Origin of the sequence: Kurthia sp. ISK08, assembly GCF_046159805.1 — a bacterium.
Classification (GTDB): domain Bacteria; phylum Bacillota; class Bacilli; order Bacillales_A; family Planococcaceae; genus Kurthia; species Kurthia gibsonii.
Map to the genome: position 1 here is coordinate 186,996 of NZ_JBJXHL010000002.1, position 17,355 is coordinate 204,350.

The 17,355-nt window shown below is 34.8% G+C and carries 21 protein-coding genes, 1 tRNA gene and 1 other annotated feature; of the genes, 17 read left to right on the forward strand and 5 right to left on the reverse strand.

All coding sequences use genetic code 11. The features are described from left to right. Positions 1-161 precede the first annotated feature (161 nt). From ACKVQX_RS04495 to ACKVQX_RS04555, 13 genes are all read left to right on the forward strand, one after another. Positions 162-773: a succinate dehydrogenase cytochrome b558 subunit gene (locus ACKVQX_RS04495; RefSeq protein ID WP_068452087.1), complete on the forward strand. Its 612-nt coding sequence runs from the start codon at positions 162-164 to the stop codon at positions 771-773. A 63-nt stretch (positions 774-836) separates the two neighbouring features. Next, positions 837-2,588, forward strand: a complete 1,752-nt coding sequence (sdhA, locus tag ACKVQX_RS04500; RefSeq protein WP_068452089.1) for a succinate dehydrogenase flavoprotein subunit — start codon at positions 837-839, stop codon at positions 2,586-2,588. Positions 2,589-2,590: 2 nt separating this feature from the next. Further along, positions 2,591-3,358 (forward strand): succinate dehydrogenase iron-sulfur subunit, encoded by a 768-nt coding sequence (gene sdhB, locus ACKVQX_RS04505; protein WP_068452092.1) that lies wholly within the window; start codon positions 2,591-2,593, stop codon positions 3,356-3,358. Positions 3,359-3,512: 154 nt separating this feature from the next. Beyond that, the gene (locus ACKVQX_RS04510; RefSeq protein WP_325943263.1) at positions 3,513-3,950 is read left to right on the forward strand and encodes a thioesterase family protein; all 438 of its coding nucleotides are present in this window, start codon (positions 3,513-3,515) and stop codon (positions 3,948-3,950) included. 112 nt (positions 3,951-4,062) lie between these two features. Continuing rightward, on the forward strand, positions 4,063-4,515 hold the full coding sequence (locus ACKVQX_RS04515; RefSeq protein WP_068452098.1) for a MarR family winged helix-turn-helix transcriptional regulator: 453 nt from the start codon (positions 4,063-4,065) through the stop codon (positions 4,513-4,515). A gap of 25 nt (positions 4,516-4,540) precedes the next feature. Next, the gene (gene racE, locus ACKVQX_RS04520) at positions 4,541-5,335 is read left to right on the forward strand and encodes a glutamate racemase (protein WP_325943264.1); all 795 of its coding nucleotides are present in this window, start codon (positions 4,541-4,543) and stop codon (positions 5,333-5,335) included. Between the two features lie 222 nt (positions 5,336-5,557). After that, positions 5,558-6,142 (forward strand): XTP/dITP diphosphatase, encoded by a 585-nt coding sequence (locus ACKVQX_RS04525; protein WP_121176286.1) that lies wholly within the window; start codon positions 5,558-5,560, stop codon positions 6,140-6,142. A 21-nt stretch (positions 6,143-6,163) separates the two neighbouring features. Continuing rightward, entirely contained in the window at positions 6,164-6,679 is a 516-nt protein-coding gene (locus ACKVQX_RS04530; protein WP_068452106.1) for a metallophosphoesterase, read from the forward strand. 72 nt (positions 6,680-6,751) lie between these two features. Then, positions 6,752-6,825 (forward strand) — tRNA-Arg (locus tag ACKVQX_RS04535). A 463-nt stretch (positions 6,826-7,288) separates the two neighbouring features. Next, a complete protein-coding gene (locus ACKVQX_RS04540; protein WP_325943266.1) occupies positions 7,289-7,531 on the forward strand; it encodes a hypothetical protein in 243 nt (80 codons plus the stop codon). Positions 7,532-8,014: 483 nt separating this feature from the next. Further along, positions 8,015-8,572, forward strand: coding sequence for a histidine phosphatase family protein (locus ACKVQX_RS04545; RefSeq protein ID WP_325943267.1), 558 nt, complete (start codon positions 8,015-8,017; stop codon positions 8,570-8,572). A gap of 389 nt (positions 8,573-8,961) precedes the next feature. Next, the gene (locus ACKVQX_RS04550; RefSeq protein ID WP_325943269.1) at positions 8,962-10,155 is read left to right on the forward strand and encodes an excalibur calcium-binding domain-containing protein; all 1,194 of its coding nucleotides are present in this window, start codon (positions 8,962-8,964) and stop codon (positions 10,153-10,155) included. Between the two features lie 234 nt (positions 10,156-10,389). After that, complete coding sequence (locus ACKVQX_RS04555) at positions 10,390-10,764, forward strand: hypothetical protein (RefSeq protein WP_325943271.1); 375 nt, start codon at positions 10,390-10,392, stop codon at positions 10,762-10,764. A gap of 83 nt (positions 10,765-10,847) precedes the next feature. Here the strand turns inward: ACKVQX_RS04555 and ACKVQX_RS04560 are convergent, their stop codons facing one another. Next, a complete protein-coding gene (locus ACKVQX_RS04560) occupies positions 10,848-11,513 on the reverse strand; it encodes a VanZ family protein (RefSeq protein WP_325943273.1) in 666 nt (221 codons plus the stop codon). A 77-nt stretch (positions 11,514-11,590) separates the two neighbouring features. Beyond that, positions 11,591-12,946, reverse strand: coding sequence for an MATE family efflux transporter (locus ACKVQX_RS04565; protein ID WP_325943274.1), 1,356 nt, complete (start codon positions 12,944-12,946; stop codon positions 11,591-11,593). A 126-nt stretch (positions 12,947-13,072) separates the two neighbouring features. On the opposite strand from ACKVQX_RS04565, the gene ACKVQX_RS04570 reads away from it, so the two are divergent. The 3 genes from ACKVQX_RS04570 to ACKVQX_RS04580 all read left to right on the forward strand — a co-directional run bounded on the left by ACKVQX_RS04570 (position 13,073) and on the right by ACKVQX_RS04580 (position 14,733). Beyond that, a complete protein-coding gene (locus ACKVQX_RS04570; RefSeq protein WP_325943275.1) occupies positions 13,073-13,750 on the forward strand; it encodes a TetR/AcrR family transcriptional regulator C-terminal domain-containing protein in 678 nt (225 codons plus the stop codon). Between the two features lie 69 nt (positions 13,751-13,819). Continuing rightward, positions 13,820-14,152 (forward strand): EamA family transporter, encoded by a 333-nt coding sequence (locus ACKVQX_RS04575; protein WP_409136054.1) that lies wholly within the window; start codon positions 13,820-13,822, stop codon positions 14,150-14,152. Positions 14,153-14,283: 131 nt separating this feature from the next. Beyond that, a complete protein-coding gene (locus ACKVQX_RS04580) occupies positions 14,284-14,733 on the forward strand; it encodes a hypothetical protein (protein WP_156422331.1) in 450 nt (149 codons plus the stop codon). Positions 14,734-14,772: 39 nt separating this feature from the next. Here ACKVQX_RS04580 and ACKVQX_RS04585 read toward each other — a convergent pair whose 3' ends face one another. Together ACKVQX_RS04585 and ACKVQX_RS04590 are read right to left on the reverse strand one after the other, a co-directional pair. Further along, entirely contained in the window at positions 14,773-15,243 is a 471-nt protein-coding gene (locus ACKVQX_RS04585) for a hypothetical protein (RefSeq protein WP_068452132.1), read from the reverse strand. A gap of 73 nt (positions 15,244-15,316) precedes the next feature. Further along, a complete protein-coding gene (locus tag ACKVQX_RS04590; RefSeq protein ID WP_068452135.1) occupies positions 15,317-16,507 on the reverse strand; it encodes an MFS transporter in 1,191 nt (396 codons plus the stop codon). A gap of 61 nt (positions 16,508-16,568) precedes the next feature. Beyond that, positions 16,569-16,814 (reverse strand) — a binding site (T-box leader). Positions 16,815-16,924: 110 nt separating this feature from the next. Between ACKVQX_RS04590 and ACKVQX_RS04595 the strand changes: the two genes are divergently transcribed. Further along, entirely contained in the window at positions 16,925-17,071 is a 147-nt protein-coding gene (locus ACKVQX_RS04595; RefSeq protein WP_325943278.1) for a hypothetical protein, read from the forward strand. A 65-nt stretch (positions 17,072-17,136) separates the two neighbouring features. Here the strand turns inward: ACKVQX_RS04595 and ACKVQX_RS04600 are convergent, their stop codons facing one another. After that, positions 17,137-17,286: a hypothetical protein gene (locus ACKVQX_RS04600; protein WP_325922330.1), complete on the reverse strand. Its 150-nt coding sequence runs from the start codon at positions 17,284-17,286 to the stop codon at positions 17,137-17,139. Positions 17,287-17,355: the final 69 nt, after the last annotated feature.

Consider the following 17,355-nt stretch of genomic DNA (forward strand, 5'->3'; position numbering starts at 1 on the left):
CTGAAAAACGTTGGTAACCTTGACGTTCATTGGGAGTGGGAGTACAATGAACTTGTCATAATATTGTACCATGATAAAGTAAACAGTCAAAGAATGTCAGACAAATTAGTCGTGAAGTTTTTGACTTGGATTTACTTTAAGTATTAAGGGGGGTAACAGTCTTGTCGAAAGATCGAGAGTTTTACTGGCGTCGTCTACATTCTCTACTAGGTCTAATTCCTGTAGGTCTATTCGTGACGGTCCACTTGTTAATCAACTATTCAGCTACAAACGGTGAAGCAGCATTCAACAAAGCTTCAGCTACAATGGAAAGTCTTCCATTCTTACCAATCGTTGAGTGGGTAGTAATCTATATCCCATTAATGTTCCATGCATTCTATGGTGTATACATTGCGTTCACTGCGAAACCAAACTTGAACCGTTTCGGAACAACTCGTAACTGGTTCTTCATGTTACAACGTGTAACAGGTATTTTCCTTGTGATTTTCATCGCTTGGCACATCTTCCAAACACGTTTACAAAAAACAATCAATGGTGCCGAAATTGATTACAACTTAATGGCTGACGTTGTATCAAATCCAGGAATGCTTATTTTCTACATTGTTGGTATCATTGCAGCTACGTTCCATTTATCAAACGGTATTTGGTCATTCTTAGTAAGCTGGGGACTTATTCAATCTCCAAAATCACAAAAAGTTACAACTTACATTACAATGATTTTCTTTGTACTGTTATCAGTAGTTGGCGTAATGGCGATCTTAGCTTTCGCATAATTAACTCTTATGATGAAAGTATGAAAGCGCTTGACTACTAATTGAACGAGGAGTGAGAGGAAAATGGCGAAAAGTAAATTAATAGTAGTTGGTGGAGGTCTAGCAGGTTTAATGGCTTCTATGAAAGCTGCTGAGCTAGGCACTGAAGTTGAGTTATTCTCATTAGTTCCTGTTAAACGCTCACACTCTGTATGTGCGCAAGGTGGAATTAATGGCGCTGTAAACACTAAAGGTGAAGGGGATTCTCCATGGATTCACTTTGACGATACTGTTTACGGTGGAGACTTCTTAGCAAACCAACCACCAGTAAAGGCAATGTGTGATGCTGCACCTGGTATCATCCATCTATTTGACCGTATGGGCGTTATGTTTAACCGTACACCAGAAGGTCTTCTTGATTTCCGTCGTTTCGGTGGTACACTACATCACCGTACTGCATTCGCAGGCGCGACTACAGGTCAACAACTTCTTTACGCACTAGATGAACAAGTTCGTAAATGGGAAGTTGAAGGTCTAGTTAAGAAATACGAAGGCTGGGAATTCCTAGGTTTAGTATTAGATGAGAATGGCGTATGTAAAGGTATTACAGCACAAGATTTAACTACACATGAAATCAGAGCATTCCGTTCTGATGCTGTAATCATGGCTACAGGTGGCCCTGGTATTATCTTTGGTAAATCAACAAACTCAATGATCAACACAGGTTCTGCTGCATCAATCGTTTATCAACAAGGCGCTAAATATGCAAACGGTGAATTTATCCAAATCCACCCAACTGCAATCCCTGGCGATGATAAACTACGTTTAATGTCAGAATCAGCACGTGGTGAAGGTGGCCGTATTTGGACATACAAAGACGGTAAACCTTGGTACTTCCTAGAAGAAAAATATCCAGCGTACGGTAACTTAGTTCCTCGTGACGTTGCAACTCGTGAAATCTTCGACGTATGTATCAACCAAAAACTTGGTGTCAACGGTGAAAACGTTGTATACCTAGATTTATCTCACAAAGATCCACACGAGTTAGATATTAAACTTGGTGGTATCATCGAGATCTATCAAAAATTCGTTGGTGACGATCCACATAAAGTACCAATGAAAATCTTCCCAGCTGTTCACTATTCAATGGGCGGTCTATGGGTAGACTACGATCAACAAACAACAATTCCTGGATGTTTCGCTGCTGGTGAGTGTGATTACTCTCAACACGGTGGTAACCGTCTAGGTGCAAACTCTTTACTTTCTGCAATCTACGGTGGTTCAGTAGCAGGTCCAAAAGCAACTGAATATATTAAGAGCCTAGATAAGCACGTTGAAGATCTTCCAGAAGAGCTTTACGCTGCAGCAGTAAAAGAACAAGAAGAGAAATGGGAAGAAATTCTAAACCTTAACGGTACAGAAAATGCTTACCTATTACACAAAGAACTTGGTGAATTAATGACTGAAAACGTAACAGTTGTACGTCATAACGATCGTTTAGAAAAAACATTAGTGAAGTTAGAGGAGTTACAACAACGTTGGAACAACATTAACATCAATGATACAAACAAATGGTCTAACCAAGGTGCTCAATTCACTCGCCAATTGAAAAACATGCTTGCTCTTGCGCGTGTTATGGCTAAAGGAGCATTATTACGTGATGAGTCTCGTGGTGCACACTACAAACCAGACTTCCCAGAACGTGACGATGAAAACTTCTTAAAAACAACAATTGCTCAATTCACACCTTCATTCGATCCAATCATCACTTATGAAGAAGTAGATTGTTCAATGATTAAACCACGTAAACGTGACTATACTGGAGGTGCTCACTAATCATGGCAGAACAAAAAATGTTAGATGTTGAAGTACAACGTCAAGACAGCGCTGATTCTCAACCATATTGGGAGAAATTCAAAGTACCATACCGTCCAAATATGAACGTAATTTCGGTATTAATGGCGATTCGTGAAAACCCTGTAACTGCTGATGGTAAGAAAACAACACCAGTAACATGGGACATGAACTGTCTAGAAGAAGTATGTGGCGCTTGCTCAATGGTAATCAATGGTCGTCCACGTCAATCTTGTTCAGCACTTGTTGACAAGTTACCACAACCATTAAAATTACAACCAATGAGCACATTCCCTGTAATTCGTGACTTACAAATCGACCGTTCTCGTATGTTCGACTCACTTAAAAAAGTAAAAGCATGGATTCCAATCGATGGTTCTTACGATTTAGGTGAAGGTCCACGTATGCCAGAGCGTAAACGTGAGTGGGCTTACGAACTTTCAAAATGTATGACTTGTGGTGTTTGCTTAGAGTCTTGCCCTAACGTAAACTCTCACTCTTCATTCATGGGACCAGCTCCATTATCTCAAGTACGTCTATTCAACGCACATCCAACAGGTGCAATGAACAAAGACGAACGTTTAAATGCAATCATGGGAGACGGCGGCTTATCTAACTGCGGTAACTCTCAAAACTGTGTAGCAGCTTGTCCAAAAGGTATTCCTTTGACAACTTCTATCGCTTCACTTAACCGTTCAGCAACAGTTCAAATGTTCAGAAACTTCTTCGGTTCTGACCATATGGTTGACTAATTTAATACGTAAATTTACGTTATAATTCGAAGCAGGAATCGCCTATAAGCGGTTCCTGCTTTTTGATTGTTTCGTCAGACGAAAGGCTATTCTTTTTCAAAGAACTTGAAATTTGTTACAATATGAATAATTATTCAGTTTGGAGGGATGAAAGATGAAAGAGAGTTATATTCAAGATTTTGAAGCATGGCAAAAAGAGTTTACATTTTCAATTGATATTGAGGTGCGCTTTTCAGAAACCGATTTATTTGGACATTTGAATAATACGGTTCCATTCGTCTATTTTGAGCAGGCGCGTATTGCTTTAATGAAAGAATATGAATTAGTAGGAGCCAATCTTTCACCTGATTCACCGATTGTTCCTGTTGTAGCTGATTTACAATGTGATTTTTTAAAGCAAATTTTCTTTGAAGAGACCATTCAAATGTTTGCGAAATTTGCAAAATTGGGTAGTTCATCAGTAGACATTCATTATATGGGTGTTGTGAATGGAGAAGTACGTCTAACAGGACGTGGTACACTCGTTCAAATGAATGCACATACTGGAAGGGCAGAGAAGTGGTCCATGCCACAAATCCAACGAATTCATTAAGTTTCTTAAGAATTTATACGAGATGGCTTGCCAATTTTCAGAAATACATTCACAATATAATTAATGATCATTCGTATATGGAAATACTATGTACGAAATAGGAGTGAACTAAATGGCTGAAGAAGGTTTCGATGTAAATGCACAAAATATCTGTATACTAGAAAAAGACTTAAGACACATTGCAGCGATTATTAAACAAAAGGGACGTGAAATTTTAACGAATTACACGATTACCCCACCACAATTCATCGCTTTACAATGGCTTGATGAATTAGGCGATATGACGATTGGAGATTTATCAAATCGTATGTATTTAGCTTTTAGTACAACGACAGATTTAATCGATCGTATGGAGAAGAATGAACTTGTACAACGAGTTCGTGACACAGCAGATCGACGTGTCGTGCGCATTCATCTTTTACCAGAAGGCGAAAAGATTATTCGAGAAGTAATCGAAAAAAGACAATTATATTTAGTTGATATTGTAAGTGATTTTGAAAATGAAGAAATCCAACAATTATCGGAACTATTACAAAAATTATACGTTCGTATGAATGAAGATTAACAATAAAAGATTAGAGGCGGTTAGTGTGAATGCTCCCATCGGTGTGATTGACTCGGGTGTAGGTGGATTAACCGTTGCAAAAGAAATGCTTCGCTATCTACCAAATGAGACGATTTATTATATTGGCGATACAGCCAGATGTCCATATGGGCCACGAACGGCAAAACAAGTAGTGGAGTTTACAACACAGATGGCACAGAAGTTAAAAGAGATGGGAATCAAGATGCTAGTTATTGCTTGTAATACAGCAACAGCAGTAGCACTTGAACCACTTCAAAAAACCTGTGACTTCCCTGTGATTGGCGTAATTAATGCAGGTGCTATGGCTGCAATGAAAGAAACAAAAACCCATCAAATTGCGGTCATCGCAACAGTGGGTACAGTAAAGAGTGGCGCGTATGAGGAAGCGATTGGTTCGCTTTATTCTAAAAGCCAAATCTATTCGCTTGCATGTCCACCCCTTGTACCTATGGTTGAAAGTGGTCAATATGAAGGGCCTTTTGCAGAAAAGCTTGTAAAAGAAGTGCTATCTCCATTGAAAACAATCTCTTATGATACGATGATTTTAGGCTGTACGCATTATCCAATTATTCAACATCTTATTGAAAAAGTAGTTGGTGAAGATGTACATGTTGTGTCATCCGCAAAAGAGACGGCGCTCCATGCAAAAGATTTACTTGCATATTACAGTCTAGAAAACAAATCGACACATCATGCGAAGCATCGTTTTTTTGCAACAGGATCTGTACCGATGTTTCAACAGATTGTAGATGACTGGCTACAGCTTCCTGAGCTGCAAGCAGAGAAAATTGAATTATAATTGCATACATATATGCAAAATAAAAATATGCTGGGACATAAGTACAAAAAACACATCCCACATAAGCATAAGAAAAACTGGAATCGTGCTGTGGCGCGGTTCCAGTTTTTCGTTGCGAACGCTAAAAAAAGGTAAGTGACCTGTTTTGTTCCAGCATGTTTTTTCGTGTCTATGCACCGTTTATGCTAAAATAGACATACATTGTACGGGAGGTAAGGAAGAATGAAAAAAGTAGTAATTGCCACAAAGAATAAAGGAAAAGCAAAAGATTTTGAAGTAATCTTTGGACCACTGGGTTATGAAGTCGTAACGATGTTTGACGTAGCCCCAGATATGGAAATAGAAGAAACAGGAACAACATTTGAAGAGAATGCCATCTTAAAGGCAGAAACACTCTCTAAAGCGTTGAATCTTCTTGTAATAGCAGATGATAGCGGACTGATGATTGACGCGTTAAACGGCGAGCCAGGCGTGTATTCAGCACGTTATGCAGGCGACCATGACGATGCTGCAAATATCGAAAAAGTATTAAAGAATTTACAAGGTGTACCGGAAGCAGAACGCACAGCACGCTTTGGTTGCTGCTTAGCCATCACAGGCCCAGATTACCCAACACAAACAGTATTCGGCACATGTGAAGGTATTATTTTAGAAGAACGTCGCGGCGACAATGGCTTCGGTTATGATCCAATTTTCTACGTACCTGAAAAAGGACTAACAATGGCACAAATGTCACCAGCTGAAAAAGGCGCAATCTCACACCGCGGTAATGCACTCAAGCTATTACAAGAAAAAATCAATCTCTAATTCGATAAGGTGGTTGGCTAGATGAAAGTGGTTGTGTTAAGTGACACACATGGTAATGCAGAAATCATTGAACAAGTATATGAACAAGAACAGGGAGCAAATGCTTTCTTTCATTGTGGCGACAGTGAGTTAAGTTATGATGATCCCCGTTTTCACGAGATGTACCGCGTAAAAGGGAACTGCGACTTTGATTCCGACTATGTAGATGAACTCGTTGTACCGATTGGAGAACGCCGCATCTTCATGACACATGGACATTTATACAATATTAAAATGACGCTGACACCGCTTGATTATAAAGCGCAAGAAGTAGAAGCAGACATCGTATTATTCGGACACTCGCACGTACTCGGCGCACAACAAGTAGGACGCACACTCTTTTTAAACCCAGGAAGTCTCCTGTTACCAAGAGGCGGCAATCCGAAGAGCTATGCAACAATTGAATGGGAAGAAGATCAAGACGAATTCACAGTCACATTCAAAACACCCGACCAACAAATCATTTCACAACACTATTTTTCTATACCAAAAAAATAATGTTGACATATTATCTAGCTTTGTCTATAATAAGTATTGTCCTTGAGAAATTCACTTTTCTCAAGCAACACTGTCTCAGTAGCTCAGCTGGATAGAGCAACGCCCTTCTAAGGCGTCGGTCGGGGGTTCGAATCCCTCCTGGGACATACAAGTTAGAGAGTTTAAATCCTTGGTGTATAAGGATTTGTCAAACGTGAAGGGATTATAACGGGGATTAAACAATGTAGTGAAATCCTTAAAATAATCCCTTCTTACTTTTTTGAAATGGATTATAATAAGAATAAGTTTATGTAATCATCTTCCTAATAATATTAGGAAGATTTTTTTGTATGACTAAAAGTAAAGGAATTATCTGAAACAAAAATACTCTTTTTTTTCATATTTTATTTAAATCAACCTATAATTATAGTTAAAGGTTGATTTGGTTTTGAAAAAATTAACAAAAGATCGTTATAAAGATGGAAAATTGAATACCAGAAGGTACTACGGGAAAAACTGACATAGATATATTATGTAAATCATGGTGATCCTAAAAAGCATGCTCATCTCCATAAATGATGATACGATTTTAATAGGTACTAAAATAATAAAAGTGAAGAGGTGAAAGAAGTGAGCGAAAAAGAGTGGAAAGAATTTAAAGAAGGAATAGTAGATGAAGAACAGGAACTAAGCTTTTCCTATAAATCAGAAGAATGGTGGATAAGCCGACTATACGGTAAAGAAAAAAGCTATTTATTAACATGTTCTAAGGATTCATACACACAAGAGTTCCTAACAGCTGAAGAATTATTTACGAATGGAATTATTGATGGGAAAAAATTTATTGAAAGAGTACCTGATTTAGAATGGTAATTAATAGAACACTATATAATGCTAGAAATTATCGAAAAAATGGTAGAAAAAGAAGACTTTGAACAGATGATACGAATGATGTTAACACTTAAAAAATACGAGAGATTACGTAGATTATCAAATGTATAATATTCTTAAATTTGATGTGCTTATTAAATACATAATGTAGTACCATAATTTTGAGTAACCGACATAGACTCGGTCTGTTTTAGAGAAGATACCTATAAAAATAAGTTCTTTATGCAAATTTTACACTAGCTTGTACAATTTAGAACACTATACGAGTATCTTTTTTAATTCTTACAATACCGTTATAAAGTTCTTTTATTTTCAAGTTTATTTTATTAAGAGATATAGTATGTCAAAAGAATTAGTTAATACAATTTTGTATTAATATAAATAACTAAATTTTATTTTAATTTACAATCAGTTGATGGAATATTCTTATTAAAATATAGTAATAAACCGATTAGGAGAGAATAATTGATGACAAATTTATATTTTGTGAGGCATGCTCATTCTATTTATACTGTGGATGAATTAAAAAGACCTTTATCCAGCCAAGGTATAATTGATGTAGAAAGAATTACAGAGATACTTGAAAAAGAAAATATTGATTATGTAATATCCAGTCCATATAAAAGAGCAGTGCAAACAATTGAGAGGATTGCTCAATTAACAGATAAAGAATTAATAATTGAGAGTGACTTTAAAGAAAGAAACTTGTCTGAAAAGCCAATTGAAAATTTTGATGAAGCAATTACAAAAGTATGGGAAGATGAAACATTTTCATGGGAAGGTGGAGAGTCTAATCTTATAGCTCAAAAAAGAGGCGTTAAGGCAACGATAGAAGTACTAGAAAAGTATGAGGGTAAAAATATTGTAATAGGAACACATGGTAATATTATGGTTCTAATTATGAATTTTTTTGATAAGCGGTATGGATTTGATTTTTGGAAAGAGCTTGATATGCCAGATATTTATAAATTAACTTTTGAAAAAACAAAACTTAAAGAAGTGAATAGAGTTTGGAAAAGATAATACAAACTTTGATTATAAAGAATATAAAATTATTGAACCTACGCTATTTCTGTCAGAGTTTGATGAGAAATTCAAATTCCATTTTTCAAAAGATTTGTAGAATTCTATACTGAAAGTTCCGTTTTTAACCCCTTCTGGATATGCATTTTCTTCAGCACTTGTAATCTCTTGTTTACTAATAGTAGAGCTATTTGTACATGATGATAGTATAAGTAATACAAATAATATAATAAGAGTCTTTATAATTTTCATTTTAAACCTTTTTTTATATTTATGGTTAAATAATCCTTTAAAAGTGTATAAATGTATATCAAAAATTTGATTTAGATTTTATTATAATTAATTTGTATGGTAATGTTTAAATATTACATATAAGATAGAGGTTTATTTTGAAAAAAATAATATTTTTTATAGTAATGATTTTTGGTATATGTATATTTTCAGACCTTAATAGTTTTGCTCATAGTGGCAGAACTGATTCGAGTGGTGGGCATAATTGTAGTGCCAAATCACAGGCAAAAGGTTTATGTACAGGTTATCACTATCATAACGAAGGTGCTACTGTAAATTCGGTAGGTGAAGAAGATATATCATCTAATTATAAAAATTGTGATGACTTTACTGATTATGATGAGGTTATTTCCTATTGGAATGAAAAGGGGTATTCTTCAACATATGATCCAGAAAATTTAGATGGAACAGGTGATACAGTAGACGATGGTATCCCTTGTGAGCCACCTATTTACTATGATTTAACAAAAGTAAATAACAGTCCACAACAAGTTGCTGAAAAAGAAGAGTCTGATGGAACTGAACTTGCAGAAGTGGTGGGATTTAATGACGGTTATAAAAATAACAAGAAGAATGTGAAAACGCAAGGTTCGGAATCTTATCGAAAAGGATATGAAGAATCATATTTAAAAGCTTATCAAGAAGGACAGCAGAAATTCGATGAGGAAAAAATAACTATTTATAACGAAGGTTATAGTTTGGGGATGAATAATGAAAAATTAATTATTCCAACTACATTAGCTACCGTACATATCGCAACTTTTAAGTCAGGTTTTAAAAAAGGAGAGCAGTTTTATAAAGAAACTCAAAATGAGAAATACTATAATTTAGGCTATAATGATGGTGAAATAGATAAATATGTTTTACCGGATATTAAGGAAAAAGAGTTTCTGAAAAGTTATAAAAAAGGTCATTTAAATAGACAAAAAGAATTACGAAAAGAATATATAGATCAAGGTTATCAAGCAGCTTTTACAAATATTACTTATACAAAGCCGAATATTAATAATGAAAAATTTATAGCTTGGTATAAAATAGGGTTTGAATCTAATGTGGAAGTTAAAGAACTGCAAGATTATGCTTTCGAGCAAGGTAAGTCTGGAGAGGATTTAGTAATACCTGATAAGTATGAACAAGGTGAAACCATTTACGAATATTATTATGAAAAGGGAAAAGAAGAATACATCAGCCTTATACCATACATTATATGTATCGTGGTTATTATAGTTCCAACAATATATTTATTCTATTTTAGAAAACGTAAGAAAAATAACTTTATTAAAAGTAAATAGCAAATCAGCTAAATACAATAAAACATCCAAATTCTTAAAATGAGAATTTGGATGTTTTTCTATATTCATTAAATGTATGAGCAAATTGTATTTAATCATTTTAATCGAGCGTTTTTCGAATAACGTTACCATTTTTATAAACCCTTATTTATATACAATACTCCTAAGAATCTCTATAATATAAATAAGTGTATTGTTAATATTTGTAATTATGTAAAATGAAGGGGTAATGCTATGAAAAAATTAATTGCTTTTATTTTATTTTCGCAGCTATTTTTGTTGGCAGCTTGTGAAAATACGACTGTATTTAGTGGGGAGTCGAAAGATTGGAAGATTAAATATGTGTCGTCTTCTGATAATAATCAATCGGGGTATTTTGATTTAGTTATTGTGTACATAGGAAAAGAGCCAGCACCTGCAACGATTAACTACGAATATTCGCTTGCAAATAAATTCAATAGAAAAGCTGAGAATTTAGAGTTAAAAGATAATAAAGTTCAATTTGAAAAGGTTGCCTGTGACGACTGCGAAATCACAGAAGATACAACCATTCCTTTTGAAATTCAATACAATAATAAGTCTGAGATTATTGAATTAGAGCCAAAATAAAAGAAAAGGCATTTTGAGTAGAATGATAGACTAAACCCCCTCCTAACTTTTTGAAAAAGAACTTAGAGGGGGTTTTATATTCGTTAAATTTGTGAGTAACTTGTGCTATTTTTCTTTGTTAGGGTATTTTTCAAGGTGATCCACAACTTGTAGCAGCCAACGCCAATCACAGCGCCGAGTGTGTTTAATAGAATATCATCAATATCTGTACTGCGTCCCATACCGATACTAAAGGCAGAGGAGAGGATGTTATGTAAGAATTGAATGATTTCAATCAATATGGTACATAAAAATGAATAAAAAATCGCTTGTTTACTGTTTTTAACCCATTTGAAATAGAGCAAGGCAAATGCGAGTGGTGCAAGCATTAGTGCGTTTCCGATAATCTGAAATGCGGGTGATGGATTGTTAGAGATCACTTCCATTATGCCTTTGAATGGCACGATATTCACTGAATAAAAAATAAAACTTAAGTTCTTAGGTGTATATTGTGCGAAGTCAAAGAAGAATGTTAGCTCAATGGTTTTTCGGTATAGTACGCAAATATAAGTCGTAAAGCCAATACCAACGAGCCAGTCCATTATATTTTGTAAATTCGTACGCTTTAATAAAAAAATCATGATAGTAACGATGATTGCTAGGTTGAGAAAAGCTTGTATAGTGTTGAGCAGATTGAAACGACTTATATACGCTAAAATGTTCATACCGAAGAAGAGAATCGGAATAATTAATAAAAGATATTTTTTCATAAATGCCTCCTTTTTATTATACTAATCATAGCATTAATTACAAAAAAAGGGATATTTACTTATTTGTCTATCCAATTTTACTCATGCAAAAGACTATCTAAATCAGGTTGTAGCTGGTGGCGCAGTAGGTACAGCATCGTAGCACCGACTATGAATGCAATAAATTCTGCGATGAATAATGACCAAACGACGCCGTGGAATCCGAAATAATGTTGTGCAATAAATAAGGTCGGAATTAATGTAACACCTTGAACAATCGACATGACAAATGCGGCAGTTCCTTGTGCTGTAGCTTGGAAAATACCTGTGAATAGCGTGGTTAATCCTGTTACAAATAAAGATAGGAATGTGACATGGAGAATATAGCTACCCATCTCGATCAGAGTTGGATCTGTTGTAAAGAAGCCGATTAAAGTATTTGATGTGAAAAATACAATGATTCCAAAGATGAATGCACATGTAACCATCATACGAATAGTGAATGTAATCGTCTGTTTCATACGTAGTTTATTAGCAGTGAATGAGAAAGCGATGAGCGGTACAATTCCTTCGCAAAGTCCGAGTAAGATGAATTCAGGAAATTGCAAAAGACGTGAGGAAATACCGTACGCAGCAATGGCTTCATTTCCATAGTTAGCAAGGAATAAGTTGAGAATAAGTGCCATAGCACCTAAGAAAATACTCATGATAAATACAGGAATACCGATTTTAAAGACATTGGTCATAATTGTTTTAGATAGCTTAAACCATTTATATGAAATCGTTAAAAATTCACTTTTCGAATGAATATAGTACATGTAGAACAGGCTGGCAATCATGTTTGAGATGACTGTAGCAGTGGCTACGCCTACGATTCCCCAATGGAAAACGAAAATCACAAGAACGTCTAATACAATATTGACGATGACACTTAGAATCATACCTATCATGGATGTAATCGCAGCACCTTCAGAACGTACAATGTTTTCAAGCGTGAAAAATAATGCAACAAAGGGCGCACCTAACAGCATGACTGTAATGTATTGCTTCGTGAAATGAGCAGAAGTCGTTGTAGCTCCAAGTAATTGCACGATGTGGTCTACATTCAATAGACCAATGATCATGACGATGATACCAATTACTAAACTACTGTAAAAAGCAAATGACGAAACGTGTTTGACTTCATCATATTGATGTTCTCCTAGCAATCGAGATATGAATGTGCCACTACCCATACCAATTAAATGTCCAAAAGCCATGATGAGTGCGAAAAGTGGAAGTGTCAGAGCAAGTGCAGTGAGCATTGTAGTATTGTGTAATGTTCCTAAAAAATAAGCATTCAAAATAGAATAAATGACACTCATTGATGTACCGAGCATCATGGGAACTGCAAAGTGTGCCACAGCTTTACGAATGGGTGCTTGTTCAAAGTAGTAGAGAGAATCTTGGTTCATAAAAATACCTTCTTTCGTGTTTTGTCTAACGGTGTTAGATTGAATCTTACAGTGTTAGATGTTATCATGTGATTACATGTTTGTAAAGTTAAAACTTACACTGTTAGATAAAATGGAGGGGTTAAAGTGAGGAAGTCACAGCCACAAATATCTGAAGATAAAATTTTAGAGGCATCATGGGCAATTCTCGGAGAAGAAGGTATTGAAAAATTGAGTATGCGAAAATTGGCAGAACGCTTGGGAATTCAAGCACCTTCACTTTATTGGTATTTTAAAAGTAAACAAGACTTATACCAACGTTTAGCAAATGATATTGCGCGAATTATTTTAAGTGAATTGAAAAGTGAAGGGGAGTGGAAAGAGCAGTTGCATGATTTTGCAGTGACAACGAAAAATGTGTTGAAGCGCTATCCATGTTCGACGCAAATTATGATGATGACATTACCAAATGAGCCGAATTTAATTCGTTTTACAAACCGTCTATTGCAGTGTGTAGAGGACACATCATTAACAGAAGAACAAAAAATTCAAGTTGTGACAACAATGTTGAACTATGTGTATTTCTTTGTATTAGATGATTATCAGCACCAACTGAATGTCGCTGCGATGTCGAAACAGCGTGATGAACTACCAGGAGAGGAATTAATTGCTTTATTAAATACGATGCCAGAAAAAGAAGTAGGGCTATTCCGCAATTTATTTATGAATGGTTTATTTGAAATGATGGGAACAAATCAAGCTTTTGAATTTGGCTTAAAAGTTATTTTACTTGGGATTGAGCAAGTAATGATTGAAAAGAAATAAATCGTTATATCCCTTGAATTTTCTGACAATTCATCTATAATGAATGGAATATGTCGGAGAGGGGAGAGCGTGTTGGAAATTGTACAATCGAAGCAGCGAAAAATGTATGTAGTGGGGATTGTGAGCCTGTTAGTATCGGCTATTTTAACATCGATTAGTCAGGTCTATTATGCGAATAAAGTACAACTCGTTCATCCTTTTCTATTCACAGGTATTAGTTTTTTCATAACGGTTGTATTTTTTCAAATGGTGGCAATGAAACAACGTGTGCAAGTCGAGTGGAAGCGAGCTTTTCTGCCATTATTAAAATTAAATCTAGCATCTGTATTGGCATTTATGGGATTTTATTTTGCATTAAAATATATTGAACCAGCGATTGTCAGTTCTTTGGAGATGGGGTAGGACCGCTATTTGTTCTTGTTATTGCACTTCGAACGCGCGTTCATATTCCGCGCATACAGTGGTGGATTGCACTTGGTACACTTGGAGCTTGTCTATTACTCATCTACGCCATTTTTTCAGGGAATTCAGGCGTGACAGAATGGCGCGTTGAAAATAGCTGGGGAATCGTTACGAGTATTTTTTGTGGCTTAGGAGCTGTTCTTTGTACCATCTATTCAAAACAATTAAGTACACTTGGTTGGAGTAGTTCGATGATTTTGTCGAAGCGTTTTATCGCTATTATTATTCTGTCGTTTATCGCTACATATGATACATTGATACTTTATTTTCTCGAAAATATCGCGTGGATTATGATGGTGACCATAATGGAGGTATTAATTCCCATGTATCTATTACAGAAAGGCATTCAATATTGTGAGACGTTCATCGTCATGATGTCGCTGTGCTTCATTCTTGTCTTCACTTTCTTTTTTCAATTACTCGACCCGAGATTAACATGGTCATCTTTGACATTCACAGGTGTTTGTTTATTATTAATACTCGGCATTTTAAGTATGTGGCAAGAGCAAAAGAATGTATAAAAAAGAGGCTTAGGGAGTTATCCCAGAGCCTCTTACTTTTTATTCAGACCATTCATGATCTAACACGAAATCCTGTCCTTCTTTATGGAATGTAGATTTCGCTATTTTTTGATTGGAACCTTCACGATTCCAAAGAATAATCACTTTACGTACATTTGCATGTTCTTTTCGTACAGATTGTACGATTTGATCTGCTTGTTTTGAAAAATCAGGTGTTTCGGCTGATTTTGGAACTTCAACAAACACTTTCGCTGCATTTCCATCAATCGTCATATTCTGTGTAAGCTTCTCTGTTTTTTCATACTCTTGCACAGTTCCTTCTTTAGGTGTAATGAAAAATAGACTCATCATAGAAGCAATTCCAATACCTGAAATGACTAATAAAACGATAGGTAAGATGAATTTTGTATTGCGTGTTTTTGGACGGATAATGGCTAAAATTAGTAGGATGACACCTGATAACGCCATAATACCAAATAAAAATAATGCCATAACTGTTAGAAACATCATAAACGGTTCACTCCTTTCTACTAGTCTAACAAATATTCCATCATCTGTAATGAGAAAACGGTATAATATGACTTTAGTAAGGGAAGTTTTTCTTTTTAAAATATATTATATAAAAAAGGAATAAACTAAATAAGAAAAATAGAAAAGAACCGATTATGCCAACTAGCCGCAATGAAAACAGAGTAGATAAATATCCAAGAGTTAATGTGAAAATAATGATTCCAATAGCTTCTACAACCCCAACGATACTTTGAAATCTTCCTAAAATAGAGGTAGGTATATTGTTTTGATAAAAAGTTATAAAGCCTGTTTGTGAAAACGGAAGACAAAATCCAATGAATAACATACTAATCAAAACATGTGAAAAGTTGAAAGAGCTATAATAACTGATGTATCCAATACTTGTCGTTAACGTACCTATACCAATCAAAAAAGATAATGAAAAATATTTTGCAAATAACGTATTAATAAGAGAACCTAATAGAATACCAGTTCCAAAAATACTAAGTAAAAACCCATATTCTGCATCTGTTAAATCAATTACGCTTTTAGAAAAAGCAGCCTCAATGGAATCAATTGCTGTCATAAAAATAGTCATACCTAAGAAGAAGCAATAAATAACGAAAATAAAGTGATTTTTTTTACTATACATTACAATAGTGAGGAAATCTTTTTTAATTACCTTGAAAGATAAATCTGTATTTTCTGTTTGAGATATTTGTACGTTTGGCAAAAAGTAGATAATACTAGCAGAGAAAAGTAAAATGCATGTATTAAAATAAATTGTTTGATTTGTAGATATAAATAATAATAAGACACCTGCTATAATTGGACCTAAAATAGCACCACAAGATTGAATAAGAATTTTGAGTGAATTAAACTTTTGTCGTTCATTAACGGGAATGAGTTTTGTAATATAAACAGTGGAAGCGGTTGTGAAAATAGCGTTACTAAGTTGTACTAAAAAAGATAAAATATAAATACCGATTAGTGAATTCGTAGTTGGAATGAATAAGATACAGATAGCGCGAAAACAATCTAAGAAAATCATCATTTTTCGTATATTTAGTCGATCAATGAGTGACCCTGCCCAAAAGCTAACAACTAGCATAGCGACAGGGGAAAGGGTATATAGAATAGCAATAGATAATGCAGATTGAGTTTGATTAAAAATTTTTAAATTTAATGCAATTAAATAAATCCATGCACCAATATTTGAGATACCAAGACCTAATAGTAATAATAAAATGTATGTTTTTTTCAATGTCAGCACCACATTTCTATAAATTATATGAAATAAAAAAGTTCACCCCCAAGAAATGAATCTTGAGGGTGAACTTAGTCACGGTGCCACCTCAGTTTATTCCATATATCACTATAGGAATCTTATCAAGTACGACTAAAAAATAGTGATACTCTATCTCAGTAACGTGAGAATCCGTTGTACCATCATGTTAAATCCGATACACAGCTCCAAGACTTGGTTCAATAAAGTATAAAACCCTCTTTTTCAGCTAATAGAGGTCTCTGTAGATTTATACAAAATTTACTCTTCTTTTCATCGCCTTTATAATTTTTAATAGTTTACCTCACTTTGAAGAAAACTACAAACTGAAAAAAATGTATATGTTATGATTTTTCATTGTATAATAGAATCATTGAAAAAAAGTAGGTGAGTTCAATGGGGAAATATCAATTAGATACAAAAGGGCAAGTAGCAGTGACAAAATATCATGAAAAGCAAAAGCCAACACGCACAAACCAACAAGAGAAGATGGAGAAGATGCGTGAATTATACTTGAAGAAAAAACAAGCTAAAAAATCATAATAAAAGACTGTGACAGTGAATTGTCGCAGTCTTTCTTTTATTCTTCTACTTCACCGATGCGTCCTTCAATCATAATTACGAACGGTATAAGCACGATTTTTCACACCGTCTATAATCAGAAAAGGTTCATGACCCAATTCATCATCTGTATTTTGAAAAAACAGTAAACCATCATACGCCTTATTAATTTTTAAAGTCTTTTTGAGTACGACCATTCGCCAATTCTGTACATACGATTTGTCATATAGTTTCCTCCTAGAGTAACTATTCTATGAGGCTCTATC

Bases quoted from the DNA above. Each gene is read 5' to 3' on its own strand.
- sdhA (WP_068452089.1), top strand. From the start codon at position 837: ATGGCGAAAAGTAAATTAATAGTAGTTGGTGGAGGTCTAGCAGGTTTA.
- sdhB (WP_068452092.1), top strand. From the start codon at position 2,591: ATGGCAGAACAAAAAATGTTAGATGTTGAAGTACAACGTCAAGACAGC.
- ACKVQX_RS04510 (WP_325943263.1), top strand. From the start codon at position 3,513: ATGAAAGAGAGTTATATTCAAGATTTTGAAGCATGGCAAAAAGAGTTT.
- ACKVQX_RS04515 (WP_068452098.1), top strand. From the start codon at position 4,063: ATGGCTGAAGAAGGTTTCGATGTAAATGCACAAAATATCTGTATACTA.
- ACKVQX_RS04525 (WP_121176286.1), top strand. From the start codon at position 5,558: ATGAAAAAAGTAGTAATTGCCACAAAGAATAAAGGAAAAGCAAAAGAT.
- ACKVQX_RS04530 (WP_068452106.1), top strand. From the start codon at position 6,164: ATGAAAGTGGTTGTGTTAAGTGACACACATGGTAATGCAGAAATCATT.
- ACKVQX_RS04555 (WP_325943271.1), top strand. From the start codon at position 10,390: ATGAAAAAATTAATTGCTTTTATTTTATTTTCGCAGCTATTTTTGTTG.
- ACKVQX_RS04560 (WP_325943273.1), bottom strand. From the start codon at position 11,513: ATGAAAAAATATCTTTTATTAATTATTCCGATTCTCTTCTTCGGTATG.
- ACKVQX_RS04565 (WP_325943274.1), bottom strand. From the start codon at position 12,946: ATGAACCAAGATTCTCTCTACTACTTTGAACAAGCACCCATTCGTAAA.
- ACKVQX_RS04585 (WP_068452132.1), bottom strand. From the start codon at position 15,243: ATGATGTTTCTAACAGTTATGGCATTATTTTTATTTGGTATTATGGCG.
- ACKVQX_RS04595 (WP_325943278.1), top strand. From the start codon at position 16,925: ATGGGGAAATATCAATTAGATACAAAAGGGCAAGTAGCAGTGACAAAA.
- ACKVQX_RS04600 (WP_325922330.1), bottom strand. From the start codon at position 17,286: ATGGTCGTACTCAAAAAGACTTTAAAAATTAATAAGGCGTATGATGGT.